The 21086-nt window shown below is 72.2% G+C and carries 16 protein-coding genes; 4 read left to right on the top strand and 12 right to left on the bottom strand.

All coding sequences use genetic code 11. From position 1 onward, the window contains the following. Positions 1-282: 282 nt before the first annotated feature. From ACFOYY_RS38895 to ACFOYY_RS38845, 11 genes are read right to left on the bottom strand one after another with little or no spacing between them, the layout of a single operon-like run. Positions 283-1293, bottom strand: coding sequence for a hypothetical protein (locus ACFOYY_RS38895; RefSeq protein WP_386196288.1), 1011 nt, complete (start codon positions 1291-1293; stop codon positions 283-285). Positions 1294-1304: 11 nt separating this feature from the next. Beyond that, on the bottom strand, positions 1305-2087 hold the full coding sequence (locus ACFOYY_RS38890) for an ABC transporter permease (protein ID WP_352013255.1): 783 nt from the start codon (positions 2085-2087) through the stop codon (positions 1305-1307). Next, a complete protein-coding gene (locus ACFOYY_RS38885; protein WP_352013254.1) occupies positions 2074-3015 on the bottom strand; it encodes an ABC transporter ATP-binding protein in 942 nt (313 codons plus the stop codon). The genes ACFOYY_RS38890 and ACFOYY_RS38885 overlap by 14 nt, the downstream gene beginning before the upstream one ends. Continuing rightward, positions 3012-4655 carry a GMC oxidoreductase gene (locus ACFOYY_RS38880; RefSeq protein WP_386196286.1) on the bottom strand — a complete coding sequence of 548 codons (1644 nt, stop codon included), beginning with the start codon at positions 4653-4655 and terminating at the stop codon, positions 3012-3014. The genes ACFOYY_RS38885 and ACFOYY_RS38880 overlap by 4 nt, the downstream gene beginning before the upstream one ends. After that, positions 4627-4938: a hypothetical protein gene (locus tag ACFOYY_RS38875; RefSeq protein WP_352013252.1), complete on the bottom strand. Its 312-nt coding sequence runs from the start codon at positions 4936-4938 to the stop codon at positions 4627-4629. Before ACFOYY_RS38875 ends, ACFOYY_RS38880 begins: the two co-directional genes overlap by 29 nt. Then, a complete protein-coding gene (locus ACFOYY_RS38870; protein ID WP_386196285.1) occupies positions 4917-5840 on the bottom strand; it encodes an NAD-dependent epimerase/dehydratase family protein in 924 nt (307 codons plus the stop codon). The genes ACFOYY_RS38875 and ACFOYY_RS38870 overlap by 22 nt, the downstream gene beginning before the upstream one ends. Beyond that, positions 5837-7039, bottom strand: coding sequence for a hypothetical protein (locus ACFOYY_RS38865; RefSeq protein ID WP_386196283.1), 1203 nt, complete (start codon positions 7037-7039; stop codon positions 5837-5839). Before ACFOYY_RS38865 ends, ACFOYY_RS38870 begins: the two co-directional genes overlap by 4 nt. A 5-nt stretch (positions 7040-7044) precedes the next feature. Continuing rightward, complete coding sequence (locus tag ACFOYY_RS38860; protein WP_352013249.1) at positions 7045-8220, bottom strand: type III PLP-dependent enzyme; 1176 nt, start codon at positions 8218-8220, stop codon at positions 7045-7047. Next, positions 8217-9095 carry a phosphotransferase family protein gene (locus ACFOYY_RS38855; RefSeq protein ID WP_386196281.1) on the bottom strand — a complete coding sequence of 293 codons (879 nt, stop codon included), beginning with the start codon at positions 9093-9095 and terminating at the stop codon, positions 8217-8219. The genes ACFOYY_RS38860 and ACFOYY_RS38855 overlap by 4 nt, the downstream gene beginning before the upstream one ends. After that, complete coding sequence (locus tag ACFOYY_RS38850) at positions 9088-10137, bottom strand: hypothetical protein (RefSeq protein ID WP_352013247.1); 1050 nt, start codon at positions 10135-10137, stop codon at positions 9088-9090. Before ACFOYY_RS38850 ends, ACFOYY_RS38855 begins: the two co-directional genes overlap by 8 nt. Next, on the bottom strand, positions 10121-10936 hold the full coding sequence (locus ACFOYY_RS38845) for a 2-oxoglutarate and iron-dependent oxygenase domain-containing protein (protein ID WP_352013246.1): 816 nt from the start codon (positions 10934-10936) through the stop codon (positions 10121-10123). Before ACFOYY_RS38845 ends, ACFOYY_RS38850 begins: the two co-directional genes overlap by 17 nt. A 670-nt stretch (positions 10937-11606) precedes the next feature. On the opposite strand from ACFOYY_RS38845, the gene ACFOYY_RS38840 reads away from it, so the two are divergent. Next, positions 11607-12335: an HAD family hydrolase gene (locus tag ACFOYY_RS38840; RefSeq protein WP_386196278.1), complete on the top strand. Its 729-nt coding sequence runs from the start codon at positions 11607-11609 to the stop codon at positions 12333-12335. 21 nt (positions 12336-12356) lie between these two features. Here ACFOYY_RS38840 and ACFOYY_RS38835 read toward each other — a convergent pair whose 3' ends face one another. Next, positions 12357-12875, bottom strand: a complete 519-nt coding sequence (locus ACFOYY_RS38835; RefSeq protein WP_362783803.1) for a YbhB/YbcL family Raf kinase inhibitor-like protein — start codon at positions 12873-12875, stop codon at positions 12357-12359. Between the two features lie 624 nt (positions 12876-13499). Here ACFOYY_RS38835 and ACFOYY_RS38830 point away from each other — a divergent pair. The 3 genes from ACFOYY_RS38830 to ACFOYY_RS38820 all read left to right on the top strand — a co-directional run. After that, positions 13500-13721, top strand: a complete 222-nt coding sequence (locus ACFOYY_RS38830) for an MbtH family protein (RefSeq protein WP_362911833.1) — start codon at positions 13500-13502, stop codon at positions 13719-13721. 93 nt (positions 13722-13814) lie between these two features. Continuing rightward, a complete protein-coding gene (locus ACFOYY_RS38825; RefSeq protein ID WP_386196276.1) occupies positions 13815-18659 on the top strand; it encodes an amino acid adenylation domain-containing protein in 4845 nt (1614 codons plus the stop codon). After that, positions 18659-21086 (top strand): non-ribosomal peptide synthetase (locus ACFOYY_RS38820; RefSeq protein ID WP_386196274.1); only part of this gene is annotated, 2428 nt, incomplete at its 3' end. The genes ACFOYY_RS38825 and ACFOYY_RS38820, both read left to right, overlap by 1 nt.

The following is a 21086-nucleotide window of genomic DNA, read 5'->3' as shown; positions in this document are numbered from 1 at the left end:
CGATCTCCTCCTCGTCGAGTCCCGCGTACGGGTCGGCCAGCACGTCGTGCTCGTCGGGCGGCAGCCCCTCCCGAAGCAGGGACCGTACGGCCAGCGCGCGCACGACGGTGTCCCTGGCGACGAACCTCGCCACCTGCAGGAGCCCCTCGTCGAGGGTGCCGAGCAGGTCCTCGTAGCTGGCGTGGACCTCGAAGAGCAGCTCGAAGACGCCGAAGCACTCGTGGGCGGCCCATCTGCGCGGGTCCCGCACCGGGGTCAGGCCCGTCTCGCGGCTCTCGTCGTTCACGTCGTGCTCCAGTCGATCGACAGCCACAGCAGGTCCTCCCGTGCCAGCTCGCGGTGCGTCCGCGTCATCTCCGTGCTCGCGCCGGTCCAGCTCCAGCCGGGTTCGCCGAGGGGGGCGAGCTCCCGCTCCGGCCCCTCGGCCCCGCGCAGCGCCCACCGGTGGACGAGGGCGCGCCCGCCGTGGGTGTGCCAGGTCTTCAGCCCCGCGGCGGGGGTCAGGCACACCGCCGGGTCGTCCGGCAGGTCGAGCCTGGCCGCCAGCCCGTCGAAGAGCTCCCCGGTGCGGCGCAGGTAGTCGTGGGCGTCCCCGGTTCCGGCGGGCAGGTCGAGGAAGCGCCCGTACAGCGCGGCCAGCTCGGTGTCGCCGAGCCGGTCGAGTTTGGCTCCGACCCACTTCTGCCCGAAGCACAGCTCGCCCCTGGCGGTGGCCAGCGCGTCGAGCGCGGCGACCCCGGCCCTGCCGAGCCGTTCGGCCGCGGCCAGCGGCCTGGTCTCGCGCAGCAGTTCGCAGGCCAGCCGGTAGCGCACCGCCTCCGTCCGCCACCAGCGGACCGTCGCGTCGGCGACGGGCTTGCGCCGCTCGCGCTGCCAGTCGAGCCAATCCTGGTCTCCCCGCAGCGGCAGGCCGAGGATCAGCCGGTTGAGCTGGGCGAGCTTCCTGCGGTAGTCCCGCCAGGCGGAGCGGTCCGCCTTCGCCGTTTCGCCGGGGGCGCCCAGGGCGTCGGCCGCGCGCCGGATCGAGTCGGCCCTGATGTAGTTGACGTCGACGGCGACGCCGAGGCTGAAGGAGGTGATGGGCAGGCCCGTCACCTTCGTGCTCTCGACGACGACGTGGACGTCGACGTCGCTCATCGGGGTGCCGAACCCGTGCACCACCGAGCCGGCCGCCGACATCAGCAGGGGCTCGCCGAAGCTGGTGTCCACCTCCGCGACGAGGTCGCCGGTCGTCCTGCCGTGCGCGGCCAGGCGCGCGCCGAGATATCGCGCCATGTCGTCAGGCGATGTCAAGGGGTCTCCTTCTAGTACAGGTCGTATTTCTGGCGCCGGTAGTCGAAGGCCGTCGCGGCGACGGCCCCCAGGACCACGGCGCAGCAGCCCAGGACGCCGATCGACTGCAGGACCGGACCCCACTCCCCCCGCCCCGAGGTCGCCTCGTCCAAAGCGCGCAGGGCCCAGTGGTGCGGGGTCAGCACACCGACGGCCCTGGACAGGGCGGGCAGGTTCCCGTCGGGAACGATCGCGCCGCCGACGCTGCCCGCGGTGATCAGGAAGATGTAGAACAGGCTCTCGAAGGTCGAGGTGTCGGCGGTGACGAGATAGAGCACCACCCCCATGGCGCAGCTGACGCCGAGCAGCGTGACCGCGATCGCGAGCAGCTGCCACACCGAGCCGTGGACGGGCGTGCCGTAGAAGACGACGGCGATGGCGGTGAACAGGCTCAGCTGCGTCAGGCCGATCCCCGCGATGGGCAGGATCTTGCCGAGCAGGAAGGCGCCCCTGGGGGGCCGGTGGAGCGCCTGCCGCACCCAGGTGTTGCTGCCGAACTCGCGGAACAGCGCCAGGCCCGTGTAGTGGGTGGTGGTGAAGCTGAACATGACCGCGATGCCGAGCATGGCGCGCCCGTGGCTGCCCTCCCCCGCCACGGCGGAGCCGAGGGTCAGGGCCAGGGTGGCGGGCACCGCGAACATGAAGACCAGCGGGGTGCGCATCCGCCACAGCACGAGCAGTTCGGTCGTGGCGTAGCCCGCGGCGACCGACCAGAACCCGGCCCTGTCCTTGGTGGAGCCCTCAGTCGTTCTCACCGACGCTCCCGCGTAGTTCGGGGTCCAGGGAGATGATCTCCCGCAGGTTCCTGCTGGTCAGCCGTACGGACTCGACGGCGGAGGCGGCGTGGCCCTCCCGCGCCCAGCGGGCGAGGGTCTCTGCGGCCTGCCCGACCGTCCCGGGGGCCGGGGCGCGCAGCGTCAGCGGGCCGTCCTCGCCGCCGACCCGCATGAGCAGCTCGCTGTGGTAGCCGCCGAGCAGGTCCCGCAGCGGGCCGACGCCGACGACGGTGCCGCCGGAGACGACCGCGACGTGGGTGCAGGTCTCCTCGATGTCCTCGGGGTAGTGCGAGGTGACGATCATCGCGTCGCCGTCCTGGCGCCACCGGGCCATCAGGGCGACCAGCCTGGTCCTGGTCTCGAAGTCGAGCGCGCTGGTCGGCTCGTCGAGGAAGCGGAGCCTTGGGGCGTGGACGAAGCTCGCCGCGATGTGGGACAGCCGCTCCCACCCTCCCGAAAGGCGGTGCACCGGGGTCCGCGCGACCTTCGCCAGGCCGAAGTCCTCGATCGCCCGTTCCGTCGCGGCGGCGACCCGCCCGCGCGGCAGGACGAGCCTGGCGGCGTGGGTGAGGTTCTCGGCGACGGTGAGCTTCTTGTAGAGGGAGATGCGCTGGCCGGCGACGCCGACGTGCCGCCGGGTGTCCCCGCCCGTCCCCTCCTGGCCGAGGACGACCTCTCCGGCGCGCCTGCCGGGCACGATGTCGAGGATCGCGTTGATGAGGGTGCTCTTGCCCGCGCCGTTGCGGCCGAGGACGCCCAGCACCTGGCCCCCGCGCAGCCGCAGCGTGACGCCGGTGAGGACCGGCTGGGAGTCGCCGTAGGCGAAGGACAGGTCCGTGACGGCCAGCAGGTGGTCCCCGGTGGCCTGGTCCGCGGGGGTCCCGCCCTCGCGGGTGAGGCCGCTCATGACAGCCGCGCCGCGACGACGCCGGCCACCCGGTGGGCGTTCGCCATGGCGGTCAGGGACGAGTTGGTCGCGCCCGAGGTCGGCATGAAGCTGGAGTCGGCCACGAACAGCCCCCTGGCCTCGAAGCACTCGCAGTCGCGGTCCAGTACGGCCTGCGCGGCGTCGTCGCCGAAGACCGCGCCGCCGTGGTGGTGCGCGGAGACCAGGTCCTCGCCGGAGGGGACGGGGTGCACCCGGGTCTCGACGGCGCCGAGGGCACGCCCGATCCTGGGGAGGATGGCGGTGACGCGTTCCTGCAGGAGCAGGTCGGCCGGGTGGGGGGTGTAGGTCACCGTCGGCACCCTGGCGCCGAAGGCGTTCCTGCGGGCGCTGAGCGAGACGAACTTGCCCGCCGAGGGCAGTGACTCGCCCTTGAAGCTCACCTTGACCACGTAGTGCCCGCGTTCCGCCCGCAGGAAGCGGGCCAGTTCCGGGCCGCGCATCCGCAGGTTGCGGACGTGCCTGGCCGGTGACTCGGCGACGTAGGCGTCGTAGAGGGCGAACTTGCCGCCCTTGCGCAGCGGGCCCGTCTCCCCGAGGTCGTAGAAGTCCTTGATCACGACGTTTCCGTAGAGTCCCGCCAGGCGGTCGGCCAGGTCCCGCTCGCGCGGTTCCGCGGTCACCAGGTAGGCGGTGCGTTCCAGGGTGAAGGTGAAGCGCCTGCCGAGCAGGCCGTTGCGGTCGGGCAGGTCCGAGCTGAGCAGGATGCGGTTGGTCTCCAGGGCGCCCGGGGCGAGCACCACGGTGCCGCACCTGATCCGCCGGGTCCGCAGGTCTCCGGCGTCGTCGCGCTGGAGGTACTCCACGCCCTGGACGGCTCCCCCGTCGACCAGGACGCGGGAGACGTAGCAGCCGCCGAGCAGGCGCACCCTGGGGTCCTCGCGCAGCGTGCCGTACAGGTCGACGTACCAGTTGGGGCGGGCCAGCATCGGCCGGCCGCGTTCGGCGGGGCGCCCGGTGACGGGCGAGACCGGGCAGGTGTCCCAGGCGCGCCCGCCCAGGCAGCTCTGCCCGACGTAGGCGTTCAGGCCGTCACGGCCGAGCCGGTCGACCATCAGCCGTTCGAGGTGACTCGGCCCCGGCCTCTCCAGGTACGGCCCGCCGTCGAAGTCCCGGTAGGCGGCCTCGGTGTGGCCGTAGGCGCAGCCGAAGGGCCGCAGCCTCCCCTGGATGTGGGCGTAGGCCCGGTCGAGTTCGGCGAAGTCGATGGGCCAGTCGCGCACCTCGGGGCCGAGGGCGCCGCCGTACGCCGAACGCATCCGCAGGTCACTGGGGCGGAAGCGGGACAGCTGGCCGTACCAGAGCCAGGAGCCGCCGCCGGCGAGCCGGGAGGCCCACCACTTGCGCAACCGCGCCGGGCCCGCGCCGGGGGTCCGCAGGAGCACGTGGTCCTCCCGGGGGTCGACGGTGAGCGGGCGGTCGAGGATCAGGCTTCGCTCGCCGGGGAAGGCGTGGCCCTCCGGCTCCCAGAAGGCGCCCCGGTCGAGGACGGCGACGTCGCCGGCGCCGGAGGCGCCGAGCAGCCGTTCGAGGGCGGGGGCGCCGGTGAGCCCGAAACCGACGACGACCGCGTCAGCCGAGCTCGTCCATCGGGTGCTCATAGCCAACCTCCCTCCGCCAGCGCGGGGATGAGAACAGCACGTCGTTGACGCAGGCGCACACCGACTCGGCCGACGCGCGGGCCCGCTCGTCGGGGCCGTCGAGGACGCGCCTGAGGTCCTCCCAGCCGCGCACGCCCGCCCCGGCCAGGTCCGCCGAGCCGAGCCCGCGCTCCCGCGCCGCCGTGAGCACCTGCCCGGCGAGCGGCTCCAGGGACGCCTCAGGCAGGCCGTAGGCGTCCAGTACGGCCGCCACGACGTCCGCTAGAGCGTCGTCGCTCGCCATTTCTTCTCCTGTTCGGTGGGCTCGTCGGCCAGGGAGCCGTGCGCGCGCAGCCACGCCAGCGTCTCGCGCAGGCCGTCGGCGAGCGGGGTGGCCGCCCCCGCTCCCGTCCGGTCGAGACGGGTGGTGTCGAGCGTCAGCTCCAGGTCGCGGAAGGGGAAGTAGGCCCGTGCCGGGACCTCCTCGTCGTGGACGTGCACCGCCCTGTGCCCGGTCCCGGCGATCTCCGCGAGCAGGCCGAGATAGTCGGTGAAGGAGCAACTCCCCGGCCCGCCGACGTTGTAGACGCCGGGGGGAGGCGTCCCGGCGCACGCCGCGGCCACGGTCTCCGCCAGGTCGCGGACGTGGCAGAACTGGATCCCGGTACGCCCGTCGCCCGGCACGAAGATCGGCTGCCCGGTGAGCATCCTGGCCCACAGGAAGCTCTCCCTCGGCTCGGTGTTGCGCGGGCCGTACACGTAGGGCGGCCGCAGGACCGTCAGGCCGGGCAGGCCGGACAGCAGCCGCTCGCACTCCGCCTTGTCCTCGCCGTAGCCGCCCCAGGCGGGGTCGCCGTCCGCCGGGTCGTCCTCGTGGAAGGGCGGGCCCGCGTGCCCGCGCCGGTAGACCGCGGCCGAGCTGACGTAGACGTACCGGACGGCCCCGGCCACGGCGGGCGTGTCCAGGACGTTGCGCACGTGGACCGGTTCTGTGCCCGAGACGTCCACGACCACGTCGTAGCTCCCGCGCAGGACGGCGCGCGTCGAGGCCGCGTCCCGCCGGTCGGCGACGACCTGGACGATCCTGGGGTCCCACAGCGGCCGTGTCCCCCGGTTGAGCACGGTCACCTCGCAGGAGGGCAGCAGCGCCTCGACCACCGCCCGCCCGACGAACCGGGTGCCGCCGAGCACCAGTGCCCTGGTCATGGGCCCGGAACGGTGACGGGTACGGCGGCGAGCCTGCGCCAGGCGTCCTGGAGCAGGTGGTCGATCCGCTCTGCTCCCTCAAGACGCAGGATCGGCACCCTGGAACCGACGCCCGTCAGGAACGCCTCGGCCCGCGCCCTGAGGTCGGCGGCCAGGTGCTCGCCGATCCCGGACCACCAGTCCTCCTCCGGGTTGTCCGGGGTGTAGACGTTGGGCCGCATGAGGGAGGCGATCTCCCCGGGGTCCGTGACCTCGCGCAGCAGGGGGTCGCGTCCCCTGGCGACGTCCGGCAGCACGATCATGCCGAGCGGCGCGCTCAGCTCGAAGTCGGCGCCGGTGATCGAACGCAGGCTGGTCAGCGGGACGGTCACCTTGGAGTCGCTCTCGCCGCGCCACAGGCGCTCCTCGTCGACCCCCCGGTAGTCCTCGGGGATGAAGGTGTCCCAGCTTCCCGGATACTTCTGCAGCGTGCCCGCCAGGACCCGCAGGCGGGTGGGGACGCCGAAGACCCGCAGCCGCCCGGTGGCCGGGTCCTCGGCCAGGTGGACCTTGTCGACCGACAGCGGCCTGGCGCCGGTCCTGACGATCGCGTCGAGGAAGCAGGTCGTCTTGCCCGAGCGCTTCGGCCCGGAGAACAGGACGGCCCTGCCGTCGACGACGACGGCCGAGGCGTGGACCTGCAGCTGCCCGCGAACCTCCAGGGTGCGCTGGATGACGTGCAGGATCAGCAGCGCCAGGTCCTTGTGGACGGTCGGCGCGGCCGGGTAGGCGCCGCCGACGACGAACGTCAGGCGGGTGTAGCCCGCGTCGGCCAGCAGCCAGGTGGGGGTCTTCACCGTGCGCAGCAGCACGGCCTCCCCCGCCCGCCAGTGCTCGACGGGGAGCCTGCCCTTCTCCGTGCTGCAGTAGGAGATCATCGCGGGCGCCGGGGCGGCCAGCCGGGCGGCGGCCTCCTCAAGGCGCCCCACCAGGGCGTCGTCCGCGACGAACGTCATCTCGACGTCGGGACGTCCCCCTGCGGGCGGGCCCGTGTGCGAGCCGAGGTAGGCGTGCAGGGCCTCGAACAGGGCCTGGTCACCGCAGCGCACGTCCAGTTCGAGGCCCGCGACGTTCCAGGCCGCGGCGACCTCGCACCGGGCCTTGGCCGCGGCGTCCTCGACGTTGCCGAGCAGTTCCTCGGCGCCGGTCAGAGCACTCACTTGTCTCACTCTCCGAACTCGGGACGGTCGGTGGTCACGCGGGGGCCCGACGGGCGGCGCAGCACGGTGTGGGGTGTGGAGAAGCCGTTGAACTGCGAGGAGTAGGCGGTGGTGTACGCGCCCGCGGAGCCGACGAACAGCAGGTCGCCCTCGGCCAGGTCCTCGGGCAGCTCGACGCCGGTCGCGAAGGTGTCCTGGCTGTCGCAGGTGGGCCCGGTGACGTTGTACCTGCGCGGCGGGCCGCTCTCCCGCTCTCCGGAGATCGGGTAGACCAGCGCGCCCGCGGTCTCCAGGACCTCCATCATCCCGTTGAAGACGCCCAGGTCGGTGTGGGCCCACCAGGTCCCGCCCCTGCGGACGACCTGCAGGACCCGGCAGACCATGACCCCGGCCTCGGCGACCAGCGCGCGTCCCGGCTCGGCGACGACCTCGACGGGGTACGGCAGCGCATTGAGAAGACCGGTTATGTGCCGTCCGAATTCCCCGATGCCGGGGACCGGCTTGTCATAGCGCGCCGGAAATCCGCCGCCGATGTCGAGCATGGCGATTCTCACGCCTTTTTCGGCGAGTCGTTCCATGATTTCGGCCGCGTCGCGCAGCGGGGCGTCCCAGGCGTGCGGATCCGTCATCTGGGAACCAACGTGAAAAGCGATTCCATGGGGTTTCAACCCCATTTTTCCGGCGCCGAGGAGAAGGTCGCAGACATCGTCCTTCGAGACGCCGAATTTCCCCTCGCTCGGCACGACGCTGGTCGCCTGGCCGGTGCCGAGCCTGGCGTAGACGTGCGCTCCCGGCGCCGCCTGTGACAGTTTCGCCATTTCGTGCGGCGAATCGACACAGAAACGCCACACTCCGGCGTCGTGGCAGCGGGAGATGTGCTCGCGGGGCCGTACGGGATTGCTGTAGAGCACCTCGGCCGGGTCGACGCCCACGCTCGTGAGCAGTTCGAGCTCGGGGTGGGAGGCGATCTCGAAGCCGCAGCCGAGCCCCCGCAGGTGCCGCAGCAGCGCCGGGTCGGGGTTGCACTTGACCGCGTAGTGGACGCCGACCGAGGGGAAGGCCGCGCGGAAGCCGGTGAAGGCGGCGGTGACGAGGTCCTCGTCGAGGATCAGGCAGGGGGTGGCCAGGCCGGCGTCGCCGGAGACGGGCACGGCGGGTGTCAGGTGCGCGGGGATCGTCACGGGCCCTCTCCCAGGATCTCTCCGAGGATGGCGCGCGCGGCCTCCAGGTTCTCCAGGTGCCGCCGCGGGGAGCGGCCTCTGACCAGGACCTGGAAGTTGTAGGTCCGCAGGTGCCACAGCAGGCGCAGGATCGCGATCTGCCGGGTGAAGACGGCCCGGTCCCTTCCGGATCGTTCCAGATAGCGCGACAGGACGGTCTCCTCCTGCGCGGCCGTCAGCCAGTCGGCGCGCATCTGGTTGAAGTCCGCCGCCGCGACCCGGAACCGCGCCGCCTCCCAGTCGAGCGTCCACAGCTCCCCCGACCGGTCGACCAGCCAGTTGCCCCGGTGCACGTCGCCGTGGCACAGGCAGGGCCGTTCGTCCTCGAAGCAGGCCATCGCGCCGATGAGCAGGTCAGCCGCGCCGGTGAGCTCGCCCGCGTGGGCGGGCAGCAGCTCGCACTCGCGCCGCAGCAGGCCGAGCAGGTAGGCGGGCACCGCCGTACGGCTGAGCGGCCCGCCGACGTCGCCGAGGCCGTCGGCGGGGATCGCGTGCACGTCGAGGAGCCGGTCGGCCAGCGCGGTCAGCACCTCGGGGTCGTCCCAGTCGGGGGTGTGACCGTCGACGAACTCGAAGACGGCGAACCGGTCGTCACCCTGTTCGTCCGGGACGACCTGCAGGATCTCGGGCACCCTGATCCGGCCGGGCAGCAGGGGGCCGACGAGGCGCTCCCCGGCGAAGGTCTGGCCGTAGCAGGGGTCGTCCAGGACCCGGTGCCTGACGAACACCGCTCTTCCGCCGAGGGTCGCGGCGTAGGTGTCGTTCAGCGGCCCCTTGGTGATGGGCCGCCCGGCCGCGCAGAGCCGCCGCAGGTCGTGATGCGTCCACTCACCCACGGGCGAACTCCTCGGGCGAGAGCAGCCGGGGGAGCTTGTCGACCGACTTCACCCAGTAGTGGCTCTCCCTGATGGGGTTCGCCGCGGGGCCGGGCAGGCCGTGGCCGCCGTCGAGGGCGAGCCTGCAGTACAGGTCGGGCATGTTGACGCCGAGCGTGGCCAGGAAGTAGATCGAGGAGTAGAACCTGGCGGGCTGCACCTCGGTGGGCAGCGCCGTGCCGTCGTGGCCGTAGGTGAAGTCGACGCCGATGATGCCGTGCGGCCGGGCGCAGACCGCCCGCACGCACCGCAGCGCCAGCTCGTGCAGTTCCTCGTCCCAGAAGGTGCGCTGCGCCCCGGTGATGCCGGTGACGCCGGAGACCGACAGCGTCGCGTACTTCCAGGAGACCCGTTCCCTGAGCTGGGAGCAGACCAGCTCACCGTCGTTCCAGAGCCCGCTGAGCGTGGCGGTCCGCTTGGACAGGTGCTCGGCCGCGGTGAAGTGGCCCCAGCCGGAGTGCTCGTCGAGCCAGGCCGTGGCCAGCGGCATCGACCCGGTCGCGATGGAGCCCGCTCCCCCGCTGCCGCTGCGGCGGCGCAGCCACACCTTGGGGTGGCGCGCCATGATCTCCTCCAGGTCGGCCGGTGAGTCGACCAGGACGGTGTCGGGAACGGGCAGCTCCGCCTGCCTGAGGGCCTGCCAGGTGGCCCACTTGTCCTCCATCCTGTGGTGGTCGTCCCGGTCGGGAAGGAGGGTGGGCGCGACGAGGTCGTCTCGGGACTCGGCGACGGCGAGCAGTTCGGGGCTGGTGTCGGCGGCGTAGATCAGGTCGGCCGACTCCCGCCCGGCGATGTCGTTGACCTGTTTCACCAGGTCGGCGGGGTCGTTCCAGGAGACGAGGTAGCGGGCGTCCGCCTCGCTGGCGTGGAAGTCCTCAAGGGTGGTGTCGACGCCGACGGTCCGGTATCCCCCGGCCAGGGCGAGCGAGCGGGAGAAGTTCAGTCCCGTGCCGTCGCCGGAGCCGACGATGAGGACGGTACGGAGGTCAGAGGACGGGGACATGGGGGAGTCCAAAGGTCGCCGGGTGACTGCGGATCTTGTCACGCAGGTCGGCGGGGGCCTCACCCTCGGTGCGCACCCAGGGGTAGAGGGGCTCGGTCAGCTCGGGGTTGACGAAGTACATCAGGGACATGCGCCGGTCGAGGCCGAGGTTGCGCACCTGGTGGTCCAGCGCGCCGACCTTTCCCCCGGTGAGCTCGGCGAAGACCGAGCCCGGCATCAGGACGACCTCGTCGGGGGCCATCTCGACCGGCAGGCACTCCCCGTCCGGCCAGATCTCAAGGCCGGGGGCGGTGGTGTGGATGACGGTGACCAGGTGGCCGTCCTCGTGCCGGTCCTGGAGCAGGTCGCGCTCCCCGTCCGCGTGGGTGTAGTTGTTGACCTGCAGGTAGGAGGCCGCCTCGAAGGAGGGCGCCTGCGCGTCCCCGATGATTCCCGCGACGTGGCCGACGACGTCGGAGACGAGCGCGGACAGGTGGTTCCGCCAGGCCAGGAGCGCGTCCGTCAGGGAGGTCAGCTCCGCGGAGTTCGGCACGAGGTCGAGCCGGTCCGACCACAGCGTGAAGCAGTCGTTCAGGTCCGGCCGGTCCGCGGTGATCGAGTACTCCATGCCGAGCGGGCGGTAGCCGAAGTTGCAGTCGGCGCTTGAGTAGCGCGCCTTGGTCGCGTCGGGCAGGGAGAAGAAGCGCCGGCACTCGTCCAGGGCGGTGGCCAGGAGAGCGGCCTCCTTCGCGCCCAGTGTTATGCGCGCATAGCCGACCCCGAGTAGTTCTCGAGCGTAGTCAAGGGTCTTGTGTGGCATTTCGAGGATGTCCCCCGTCGTACGAAGGTTTGGCGGTGGCAAATGCCAGGCAGAGCGCGATCGCGCGGCCGTCGGTCACTGGTCTCCCGACCAGCGCCGCGAGCGAGTGTATAGGAGGTGATCAAAGCAAATAAATGGTGAATTTTCAGATTAAAGTCACCCAAAGTTGCGACTTCGCTACGCACCTAAATGACCGCAGACCAACTCGGATGTGCCGTACGCGAGGGGAACTCATGTTTTTGGGTTACGGACGCAACCGGAGAACTCTCCAGATAACGCTCTCTCAATTCCGGACACGATACGACCGAGACGTTCCGGTCGGTCCGGAACTGCGCCCCCACCCCTCACGGCATCCCGTACCGCCACCCGGGCCGCCGGTTTCGGACAGGACTTTAATAATTTATTCGCGTCACTAATGAGAACGGTCCAAGGGAGGGAACAAAGCGTTTTCCCCATGGTCAACGGGCTTCCGGCATGGCACACTGATCGCGCGCCGGGCCCCTTGAGGGCGAACCGAGGGTGAACCGAGGGCGGACCGGCCGACGGCGTGCCCGCGCGCATCCACGCGTGTCCCGGGCCGTCCATGTCACGGACCTCCCACCGGCCCGGCGATCTCCCCGGCGGTGTGGAGCGTTCCGGACCTCCCCCGCGACCCGCGAAGGAACCGACCGTGGACCACAGCCTCTCCCCCGCGTCCGGGGACATCCCGGGGCAGGCGCCGGTGATCGCCGTCTTCGACCTGGACGGCACCCTGGTCAGGGGCGAGTGCGGCGAGTGGTTCCTGCGCTGGCTGATGCGGCGGCGGCCGTGGCGGCTCGCACTCCTGCTTCCCGCCCTCCCGGTGATCGCCACGCTGCGGGCGCTGCCCAACGTCAGGACGCGCAGGGCCGCCCTGTCGGGGCTCTGCTGGTTCGCCACCGTCGGCAGCGACGACGCGGAACTCGACCGGCTGGCCGGCGTCTTCGCGACGGGGCACGCGGGAGCGGGTTCGGCCAACCCGATGCGCGCGGGACTGGACCGGCTGCGTGAACACCTCTCCCGGGGCGACCGGGTCGTGATCGCCAGCGGCTCGGGGACGCGCGTCGTCAGGGCGGTCTGCGCCGAGCTCGGGCTGGACGGCGTGGAGATCGTCGCCACCCGGGAGAGGCGGAGGCTCGGCGGGCTCGTGGTCGGCGAGCGCTGCCTCGGTGAGGGAAAGGTGCTCATGCTGCGGGCGGCGGGGATACCGGTGCCCTTCGGCTACGCCTACTCCGACAGCGCGGCCGACCTGCCGCTGCTGCTCGCCGCCCGGCGCCGGTTCGCGATCAGCCCGTCGGCCCCCCATCTGAGGCGCATCATGGCCGGGACCGACGGCGACTGCGCGGTCCTGCCGTGGCGGACGGAGCCGTCAGGCCGGTGACCGCCCTCCACGGGGAGGGTCTCAGATCCCGTACTCGACGGTGAGCACCGCGCGGGCCAGGGCGTGGTGGTTGATCGTGCCGGAGAAGATCGCGGCCGTCTGGTCGGGGGTGACCTCGGCGCTCCGCACGCCGAGGGCGTGGACGGCGAAGACGTAGCGGTGCGGTGGCCCGGGAGGCGGGGCGGCCCCGCCGAAGTCGAAGGTGCCGTAGTCGTTTCGTCCGTGGATCGCGCCGCCCGGCAGACCCTTCATGTCACCGCTGCCCGCTCCGCGCGGCAGCTCGGTCACCTCCGCCGGGATGTCGACCAGCAGCCAGTGCCACCAGCCGCTGCAGGTGGGCGCGTCGGGGTCGAAGCAGGTGACCGCGTAGCTCAGCGTCCCCTCGGGGGCGCCGGACCAGCGCAGGTGCGGGGAGAGGTTGCCGGACTCGTAGACGTGCGCGTCGGGCAGGACCCCGCCGTCCACGAGGTCGTCGCTGACGACGTCGAACGCCGGAACCCGGCGTAGATGGGCATAGGGCAGCGGCGCACGCTCGGCCATCGTTCTTCCGTTTCTCCTCGGGAAGCGCCGGCCTCCCGCCGGACGTCATCCGGCAGTGGATTGTTTCTCCGCCCGGAACCTTTGTCAAGGGTTGACAATTGTATGGGACCTGAGGGCATACTCCGCTTTTGGAGCATCAATGGCAAAGCGGGGTTGCCAGTCGGCACCCGGCGTCACGCGACGATCCTGCGCCCGGCCGACCAGACGATTCACAAACCCGCATCCGACAGCGCGGAGTTTCCATGAGCAATCCATTCGAGGATGGAAACGGCATTTCCTCCCCCCGGCCCTCGGCGCGGTTCCGCGCTCTTCCCGGCCCTGTCCTCAGAAATTCCGCGCGTCGCAGGTGCCGTACGGCCTCGCCGCCCTCCTGAGCGACTCCCCGGTCTTCTCCTTCCGGCCCCACGCCGCTCGTATAGGGCGGCCGTACGCCCGGTTACCAGGGGTGACCGTCCGGGCGGACACGGGACGGACTTCTCTGACTTTCCTCTCGCGGGCGAATCCGAATTCAAACGCGAGCTTACCGGGGGCGGTGTGGTTCATGCCCTCCCGGCGTTCCACCGATGTCCTTCCGGCGTTCTCCCGGCGTCGGCGCCAAGGACCACACCAGAGTACGGAGTTTCCATGAGCAATCCATTCGAGGACGAAGACGGGCGCTACCTCGTCCTGGTCAACGGTGAGGGCCAGCACTCCCTGTGGCCTTTTTCCCAGGAAATTCCCAGGGGATGGGAGGTGGCGCTCGGGGAAAGCAGCCGCCGGGACTGTCTTGAATTCGTCGAGGCGAACTGGACCGACATGCGGCCCCGCGGCCTCTCGGCGTCGCGGGAAGGTCTCCCGGCCTTATGAGAAGAGCCCCCGCTCCCGGTCGTGCCCGGCGTGTTCCGTCCCGTCGGCGGCCGGGCGGCTCCCTGGTCGCCGTGTCATGAACCAGGAGGCCCGATGAACCCGCTTTCCCGCCGTGAGAGTCTCGCCCGGTTGTTCGAGGCGCGGGTCGCGGCGGACCCCGGCGCCGAAGCCGTGGTCTGCGGCACCACCCGCCTGACCGCCGCGGAGCTCAACGCCCGCGCCAACGCCCTGGCCTGCCGCCTCACCACGGCCGGAGCCGGACCCGAGACCCCCGTCCTCGTCCTGCTGGAACGATCCGCGGAAACCGTCGTCGCCCTGCTGGCCGTCGCCAAGGCGGGCGCCGTCCACGTCCCCCTGCACCCGGCCTATCCCCCGGAGCGCATGGACTGGATCAGGCGGGAGACCGGCGCCAGGCTGGCCGTGACCGACACAACCCACCCCGGGCACGGCCTCACCACCATCCAGGTCACCGGCGAGACCCACCCCGGCGACCCTCGGCACGACACCGACCCCCGGCAACTCGCCTACGTCATGTTCACCTCCGGCTCCACCGGAACCCCCAAGGGCGTCGCCGTCACCCACCACAACGTCGCGGCCTTCGCCTCCGACCGCCTCTGGCGGGGGCCCGGCCACCGGCGGGTGCTGCACCACACGGCGCCCTCCTTCGACGTGTCGATGTACGAGCTGTGGGTGCCGCTGCTCAACGGCGGGACGGTGGTCGTCGCCCCGCCCGGCGTACTCGACGCGCCCACCCTCGAACGGATGCTCCACGAGGAACGCCTCACCGGCGTGTTCCTGACCACCGGACTGTTCAACGTCCTGGCCGAGGACTCACCCGAGGTGCTGGCGGCCGTACCCGAACTGTGGATCGCGGGCGAGGCCGCCTCCGCCGCCGCGGTCGGACGGGTGCTGGCGGCCGGGGGTGACGTCCACAACGGCTACGGCCCGACCGAGACCACGGTCTACGCCACCGCCCACCACGTGACCGAGCCCGGCGACGTGGTCCCGATCGGCGGGCCGCTCGACGGCACGGCCGCCTACGTCCTGGACGCCGCGCTGCGGCCCGTTCCCACCGGGGTGCCCGGGGAACTGTACATCTCCGGGGACCACCTGGCCCGCGGCTACCTCGGCAGGCCCGGTCTCACCGCAGAACGCTTCGTCGCCGACCCCTACGGCCCGCCCGGCACCCGCATGTACCGCACCGGCGACCTCGTCCGCAGGCTTCCCGGCGGCCTTCTCGACTATGTCGGCCGGATCGACGGGCAGGTGAAGGTCCGCGGTATCCGGGTGGAGCCGGGGGAGATCGACGCCGTCCTGCTGCGTCATCCCGATGTCGTCCAGAGCGTGACCCTGCTACGCGAGGACAACTCCGGCGACAAACGCCTCGTCACCTACCTCACCACCCGGAACCCCACCGACCCCGGCCACCTGCTCCAACACGCCCGGCGAACCCTGCCCGCCTACATGGTCCCCACCGCCCTCGTCATCCTCGACACCCTCCCCCTCAACCACAACGGCAAAGTCGACCGCGACGCCCTGCCCGCCCCGGAGACGACGACGTCGGGCACGGCGCCGCGCACTCCGGTCGAGGGGATCCTCCGTGACCTGTTCGCGCAGGTGCTCGCCGTACCGGGGATCGGGGTCGACGACGACTTCTTCGCGCTCGGCGGGCACTCGCTGCTGGCCATGCGGGTGGTGGCCGGAATCAGGTCGGCGCTCTCCGTCGAGGTGCAGGTGCGGGAGGTCTTCGAGGCGCCGACCGTCGCCGCGCTCGCCACGGCGGTCGAGAGGGCGAGAGGACGCGGGACCAGGCCGCCGCTGGTCCGCTCGGAGGACTCCGGGGAGCCGTTGTTCTCCTACGCCCAGCACCGGATCTGGATCGTCGACCGGCTCGCCGAGTCCGCCGGGCTCTACACCATTCCGCTGGTCCTGCGCCTGTCCGGGCGGCTGGACCGGGCGGCGCTCGCGGCGGCGCTGCGTGATGTGGCCTTGCGGCACGAGACGCTGCGGACGGTCTTCCCCTCGCCGGACGGCCAGCGGGTGCTCGACGTCGTCCCCGGCCTGACGGTCACGGAGATCGGCGAGGCGGAGCTCGGTCCCGCCATCGAGCGGGAGGCCGCGCGCCCCTTCGACCTGTCGGCCGAACCGCCGGTGCGGGCGTGCCTGTTCGCCCTCGGGCAGGGCGACCCCGACGAGCACGTGCTGGTCGTGCTGCTGCACCACATCGCCGCGGACGGCTGGTCGATGGCGCCGCTCAGGCGCGACCTGGCGACGGCCTACGCGGCCCGCACGCGGGGTGAGGCCCCGGAGTGGGAGCCGCTGCCCGTGCGTTACCGCGACTACACCCTGTGGCAGCGCGAGCTGCTCGGGGACGCGGCGGACCCGGACAGTCTCATGAGCGCGCAGACCGGTTTCTGGCGGCGGGCCCTGGCGGGGCTGCCCGAGGAACTGCCGCTGCCCGCCGACCGGCCCCGGCCGACGGTCCCGGGGCACGGGGGCGGTGCCGTGCCACTGCGGATCCCGCCCGAGCTGCACGGGCGGCTGCTCACCCTGGCCAGGACCGGTCAGGCCACGTTGTTCATGGTCCTGCAGGCGGGGCTGGCGGCGCTGCTGACCAGGCTCGGGGCGGGCGGCGACATACCGGTCGGCTCTCCCGTGGCGGGCCGTGCGGACGAGGCGCTGGACGACCTGGTCGGCTTCTTCGTCAACACGCTGGTGCTGCGCACCGACACCTCGGGCGATCCGAGTTTCCGTGAGCTGCTGGCCCGGGTCAGGGAGGCGGACCTGGCGGCGTACGCGCACCAGGACGTGCCGTTCGAGCATCTGGTCGAGGCGCTCAACCCGGTGCGGCTGCCCGGCCGCAACCCGCTCTTCCAGGTGATGCTGGCCCTGGAGAACACCCCCGACGACAGGACCGAGGTGCCCGGTCTGACGGTGACGCCGGACCCGGACTACTCGTTGTACGGCCTCAGCGGCGCCAAGTGCGACCTGCTGTTCGGTCTCAGCGAGGGGCCGTCGGGAATCCACGGGGTGCTGCAGTACGCCACCGACCTGTTCGACCGCGGCACGGCCGAGTCGATCGCCGGGTGGCTGACGAGGCTGCTGGAGGCGGTGGCGGCGGATCCCGACGTCCGGATCGGGCAGGTCGAGCTGCTCACCGCCGGGGAGCGGCGTGCCCTGGTGGAGGAGGGAAACGCCACCGCGGCGGCGCTGCCGTACGGCGACCTGGCCCGGTTGTTCGAGGCGCGGGTCGCGGCGGACCCCGGCGCCGAAGCCGTGGTCTGCGGCACCACCCGCCTGACCGCCGCGGAGCTCAACGCCCGCGCCAACGCCCTGGCCCACCGGCTGATCGCGGCGGGGGCCGGCGCGGAGACCCCCGTCCTCGTCCTGCTGGAACGATCCGCCGACGTCGTCGTCGCCCTGCTGGCCGTCGCCAAGGCGGGCGCCGTCTACGTCCCCCTGCACCCGGCCTACCCACCGGAGCGCATGGACTGGATCAGGCGGCAGACCGGCGCCAGACTGGCCGTGACCGACACAACCCACCCCGGGCACGGCCTCACCACCATCCAGGTCACCGGCGAGACCCACCCCGGCGACCCGGTCCGTGAAACCGACCCCCGGCAGCTCGCCTACGTCATGTTCACCTCCGGCTCCACCGGAACCCCCAAGGGCGTCGCCGTCACCCACCACAACGTGGTGGCGCTGGCGGCCGACCGTCGCTTCGCCGGGCACGACCGGGTGCTGTCGCACTCCGCGTTCGCCTTCGACGCCTCGACCTACGAGGTGTGGGTTCCGTTGCTCAACGGCGGGACGGTGGTCGTCGCCCCGCCCGGCGTACTCGACGCGCCCACCCTCGAACGGATGCTCCACGAGGAACGCGTCACCGGGGTGTTCCTGACCACGGGGCTGTTCAACGTCCTGGCCGAGGGCTCACCCGAGGTGCTGGCGGCCGTACCCGAACTGTGGACGGGAGGTGAGGCGGCCTCCCCCGCGGCGGTCGAACGTGTGCTGGACGCGGGCGGCGTCGTCACCAACGTCTACGGCCCGACCGAGACCACGACGTTCGCGCTGTCTCACCGGACGGCGAAGACGCCCGCGGGCACCGTCCCGATCGGCGGGCCGCTCGACAACACGCGCGCCTACGTCCTGGACGCCGCGCTGCGGCCCGTTCCCACCGGGGTGCCCGGGGAGCTGTACATCTCCGGGGACCACCTGGCCCGCGGCTACCTCGGCAGGCCCGGCCTCACCGCAGAACGCTTCGTCGCCGACCCCTACGGCCCGCCCGGCACCCGCATGTACCGCACCGGCGACCTGGTACGGCGCCGCGCCGACGGGAACGTCGAGTTCGTCGGCCGGGCCGACGGGCAGGTGAAGATCCGTGGATTCCGGGTGGAGCCCGGGGAGATCGACGCCGTCCTTCTGCGTCACCCCGACGTCGTCCAGAGCGTGACCCTGCTACGCGAGGACAACCCCGGCGACAAACGCCTCGTCACCTACCTCACCACCCGAAACCCCACCGACCCCGGCCACCTGCTCCAACACGCCCGGCGAACCCTGCCCGCCTACATGGTCCCCACCGCCCTCGTCATCCTCGACACCCTCCCCCTCAACCACAACGGCAAAGTCGACCGCGACGCCCTGCCCGCCCCCGTGCGGGGGGAGGCGGCCGAGGAGGAACAGGGGCCGAGGACCGAGGCCGAGGAGCTGGTCGCGGAGGTCTGGGCCGAGGTGCTCGGGGTCGAGCGGATCGGCGTGCGCGACGACTTCTTCGCCCTCGGCGGCAACTCGCTGCTGGCCATCCGGGTCGCCGCCAGGATCAGGGCGGCCGTGGACCTGGAGATACCGGTCAACGCGGTCTTCACCGACCCCACGGTCGAACGGCTGGCCGACACCGTCGAGGCGCTGCTCATCAACGACATAGAAGGAAGAACCGCCTGATGACCGACCAGCTGTCGGAGCGTGCCGGCGCCCTCACCGCCGACAAACGCGCCCTGCTGTCACAGCGACTGCGCGGGCGGGCGGGGAGCGCGACCGTCCTGCCCCGTCCTCCGGGGACCGAACCGCCACCGTCCAGCGGGCAGGAGCGGCTGTGGTTCATGGAGCAGCTCGCCCCGGGGAACGTCGCCTACACGCTTCCCGTCGCCATGCGCCTGAAGGGGGAGCTGGACGTCGCGCTGCTCGCCGAGGCTTTGACCGCGCTGGTGGCCGGGCACGAGGCGTTGCGGATGCGTTTCCCCGCCACCCAGGACGGGCGGCCGAGGGTCGTCGTCGACGAGCCGTGGCCCGTCACGCTTGAGGTCACCGAGGCGGAGGACGTGGAGCGGGCGGCCGAGATCCTCGGCGCGGAGGCGGCCCGGCCGTTCGACCTGACGAGCGACGCGCCGCTGCGGACGTCGCTGGTCCGCGTCGGGCCCGGCGACCACGTGCTCATGCTCCTCGTCCACCACATCGTGAGCGACGGCCGGTCGCTGGAGATCATGACGGGTGAGCTGCTCGCCCTGTACGGCGGGCTGCGTGAGGGCACCCCCGGTCCGCCGCCGGGCCCGGCCGTGCAGTTCGGCGACTTCGCCGTCTGGGAGCGGGAGCGGCTGGCCGGGCCCGCGGCCGAGGCCGACGGCGCCTTCTGGCGCGCGGAACTGGCCGGGCTGCCCGACCTGGAGCTGCCGACCGACCGTCCCCGGCCTCCCGAGCAGCGGTTCGAGGGCGCGGCCCACTCCTTCACCTGGGACGCCGAGCTGACCGAGACCGTACGCGAGCTGGGCAGGGCGCACTCCGTCACGCTCTACATGACCCTGCTGGCGGCCTACCACGCGGTGCTCGCCCGGCACGCGGGCCAGGACGACTTCGCGATCGGCTCGCCGGTGGCCGGACGGCCCTACCGGGAGCTTGAGGGGGTGGTCGGCGCCTTCGTCAACATGGTGACCCTGCGCGGCCGTACCGGGGCGGACCCGACCGTGGCCGAGCACCTGCGCGAGACCAGGCAGACCGTGCTGGGCGCGCTGGCGCACCAGGACTACCCCTTCCACCGGCTGGTCAACGACCTGCGGGTCGAGCGGGACCCCGGCCGGTCCGCGGTCTTCCAGGCGACGTTCACGCTGGTCGACCGGGCGGTCCGTGAGACGACCGTCGCGGGGCTTGAGGTGAGCCCGTTCGACCTGCGGCTGCGCGCCACCCAGTTCGACCTGGCGCTGTACGTCAGCGAGACCCCCGAGGGGCTGAGCGGTTTCATCACCTACCGGACCGACCTGTTCGAGGCCGTGACCGTCGAGCGTGTCGAACACTCGATGCGGCGCTTCCTGCGGCAGGCCGCGGCCGATCCCGCGCTGCGCCTGTCCGAGGTGGACCTGCTCGGCGAGCGGGAGCGGCGCACGCTGCTCGGCGAGTGGGCGGGCACCCGTACCTGGCGGCCGCAGCATCGCACGCTCGGCGAGATGGCCGAGGCGCAGGCGGCGCGGACCCCGGACGCGCTCGCCCTCGTCGCCGGGGAACGGTCGCTGACCTTCGCCGAACTGCACAGCCGGGCCAACCGGCTGGCCAGGCGGCTGCGGGAGCTCGGTACCGGCCCCGACACGCGGGTGGCGATCTGTCTCGACGAGACCGTGGAGGCCGCCGTCGCGATCCTCGCGGTGCTCAAGGCGGGCGGCGCCTACCTGCCGCTCGACCCCGAGCAGCCGCGTGAACGGATGGACCTTCTGCTCGCCGACGCCTCGGCCGTGCTGCTGGTCACCGACTCGGCGCTGCGCGAGCGGGCGAGCGGTTTCACCGGCCCGGTCGTCGAAATGGACCGGCTGGACGGCCCGGGCGACGACACGCCGCTCGAACCGGTGGCGGGCCCCGGCGACCTCGCCTACGTGATCTACACCTCCGGCACGACCGGGCGGCCCAAGGGGGTCGGCGTCCAGCACCGGCACATCGTGGCCTACCTGGAGTACATCCGTCAGGAGTACGACATCGTGCCCGGCGCCACCTTCGGCCTGCTCCAGTCGCTCGCCTTCGACTTCAGCATGCTGATGTTCCACCTGCCGCTCACCGGCGGCGGAACCCTGCACCAGCTGCCCCGCCGCGGTTCCGGGCCCGAACTGGCCGAGGCCGTGCGGGGCCTCGACTATCTGAAGATGACGCCCTCCCACCTGGCCGCGCTCGGCGCGGAGGTCGAGCCGGAACGGCTGCTGCCGCGCCGGGCGCTCGTCCTGGCGGGTGAGGCGTCCCCGGCCGCCTGGGTCCGTGACCTGGCCTCCCGCGCGGGCTGCGCGATCTTCAACAGCTACGGCCCGACCGAGACGGTCGTCGCGGTGACCGGCGAGCGGGTGGACCCGTCGGCCCTGTCCGGCGGTACGGCCTGGCCCGTCGGCCGCCCCTTCCCCC

Source organism: Streptosporangium jomthongense (genome assembly GCF_042650425.1).
Taxonomy (GTDB): domain Bacteria; phylum Actinomycetota; class Actinomycetes; order Streptosporangiales; family Streptosporangiaceae; genus Streptosporangium.
Note: the sequence above shows the minus strand (reverse complement) of the source record. Positions and strands in the feature narration are given on the sequence as shown.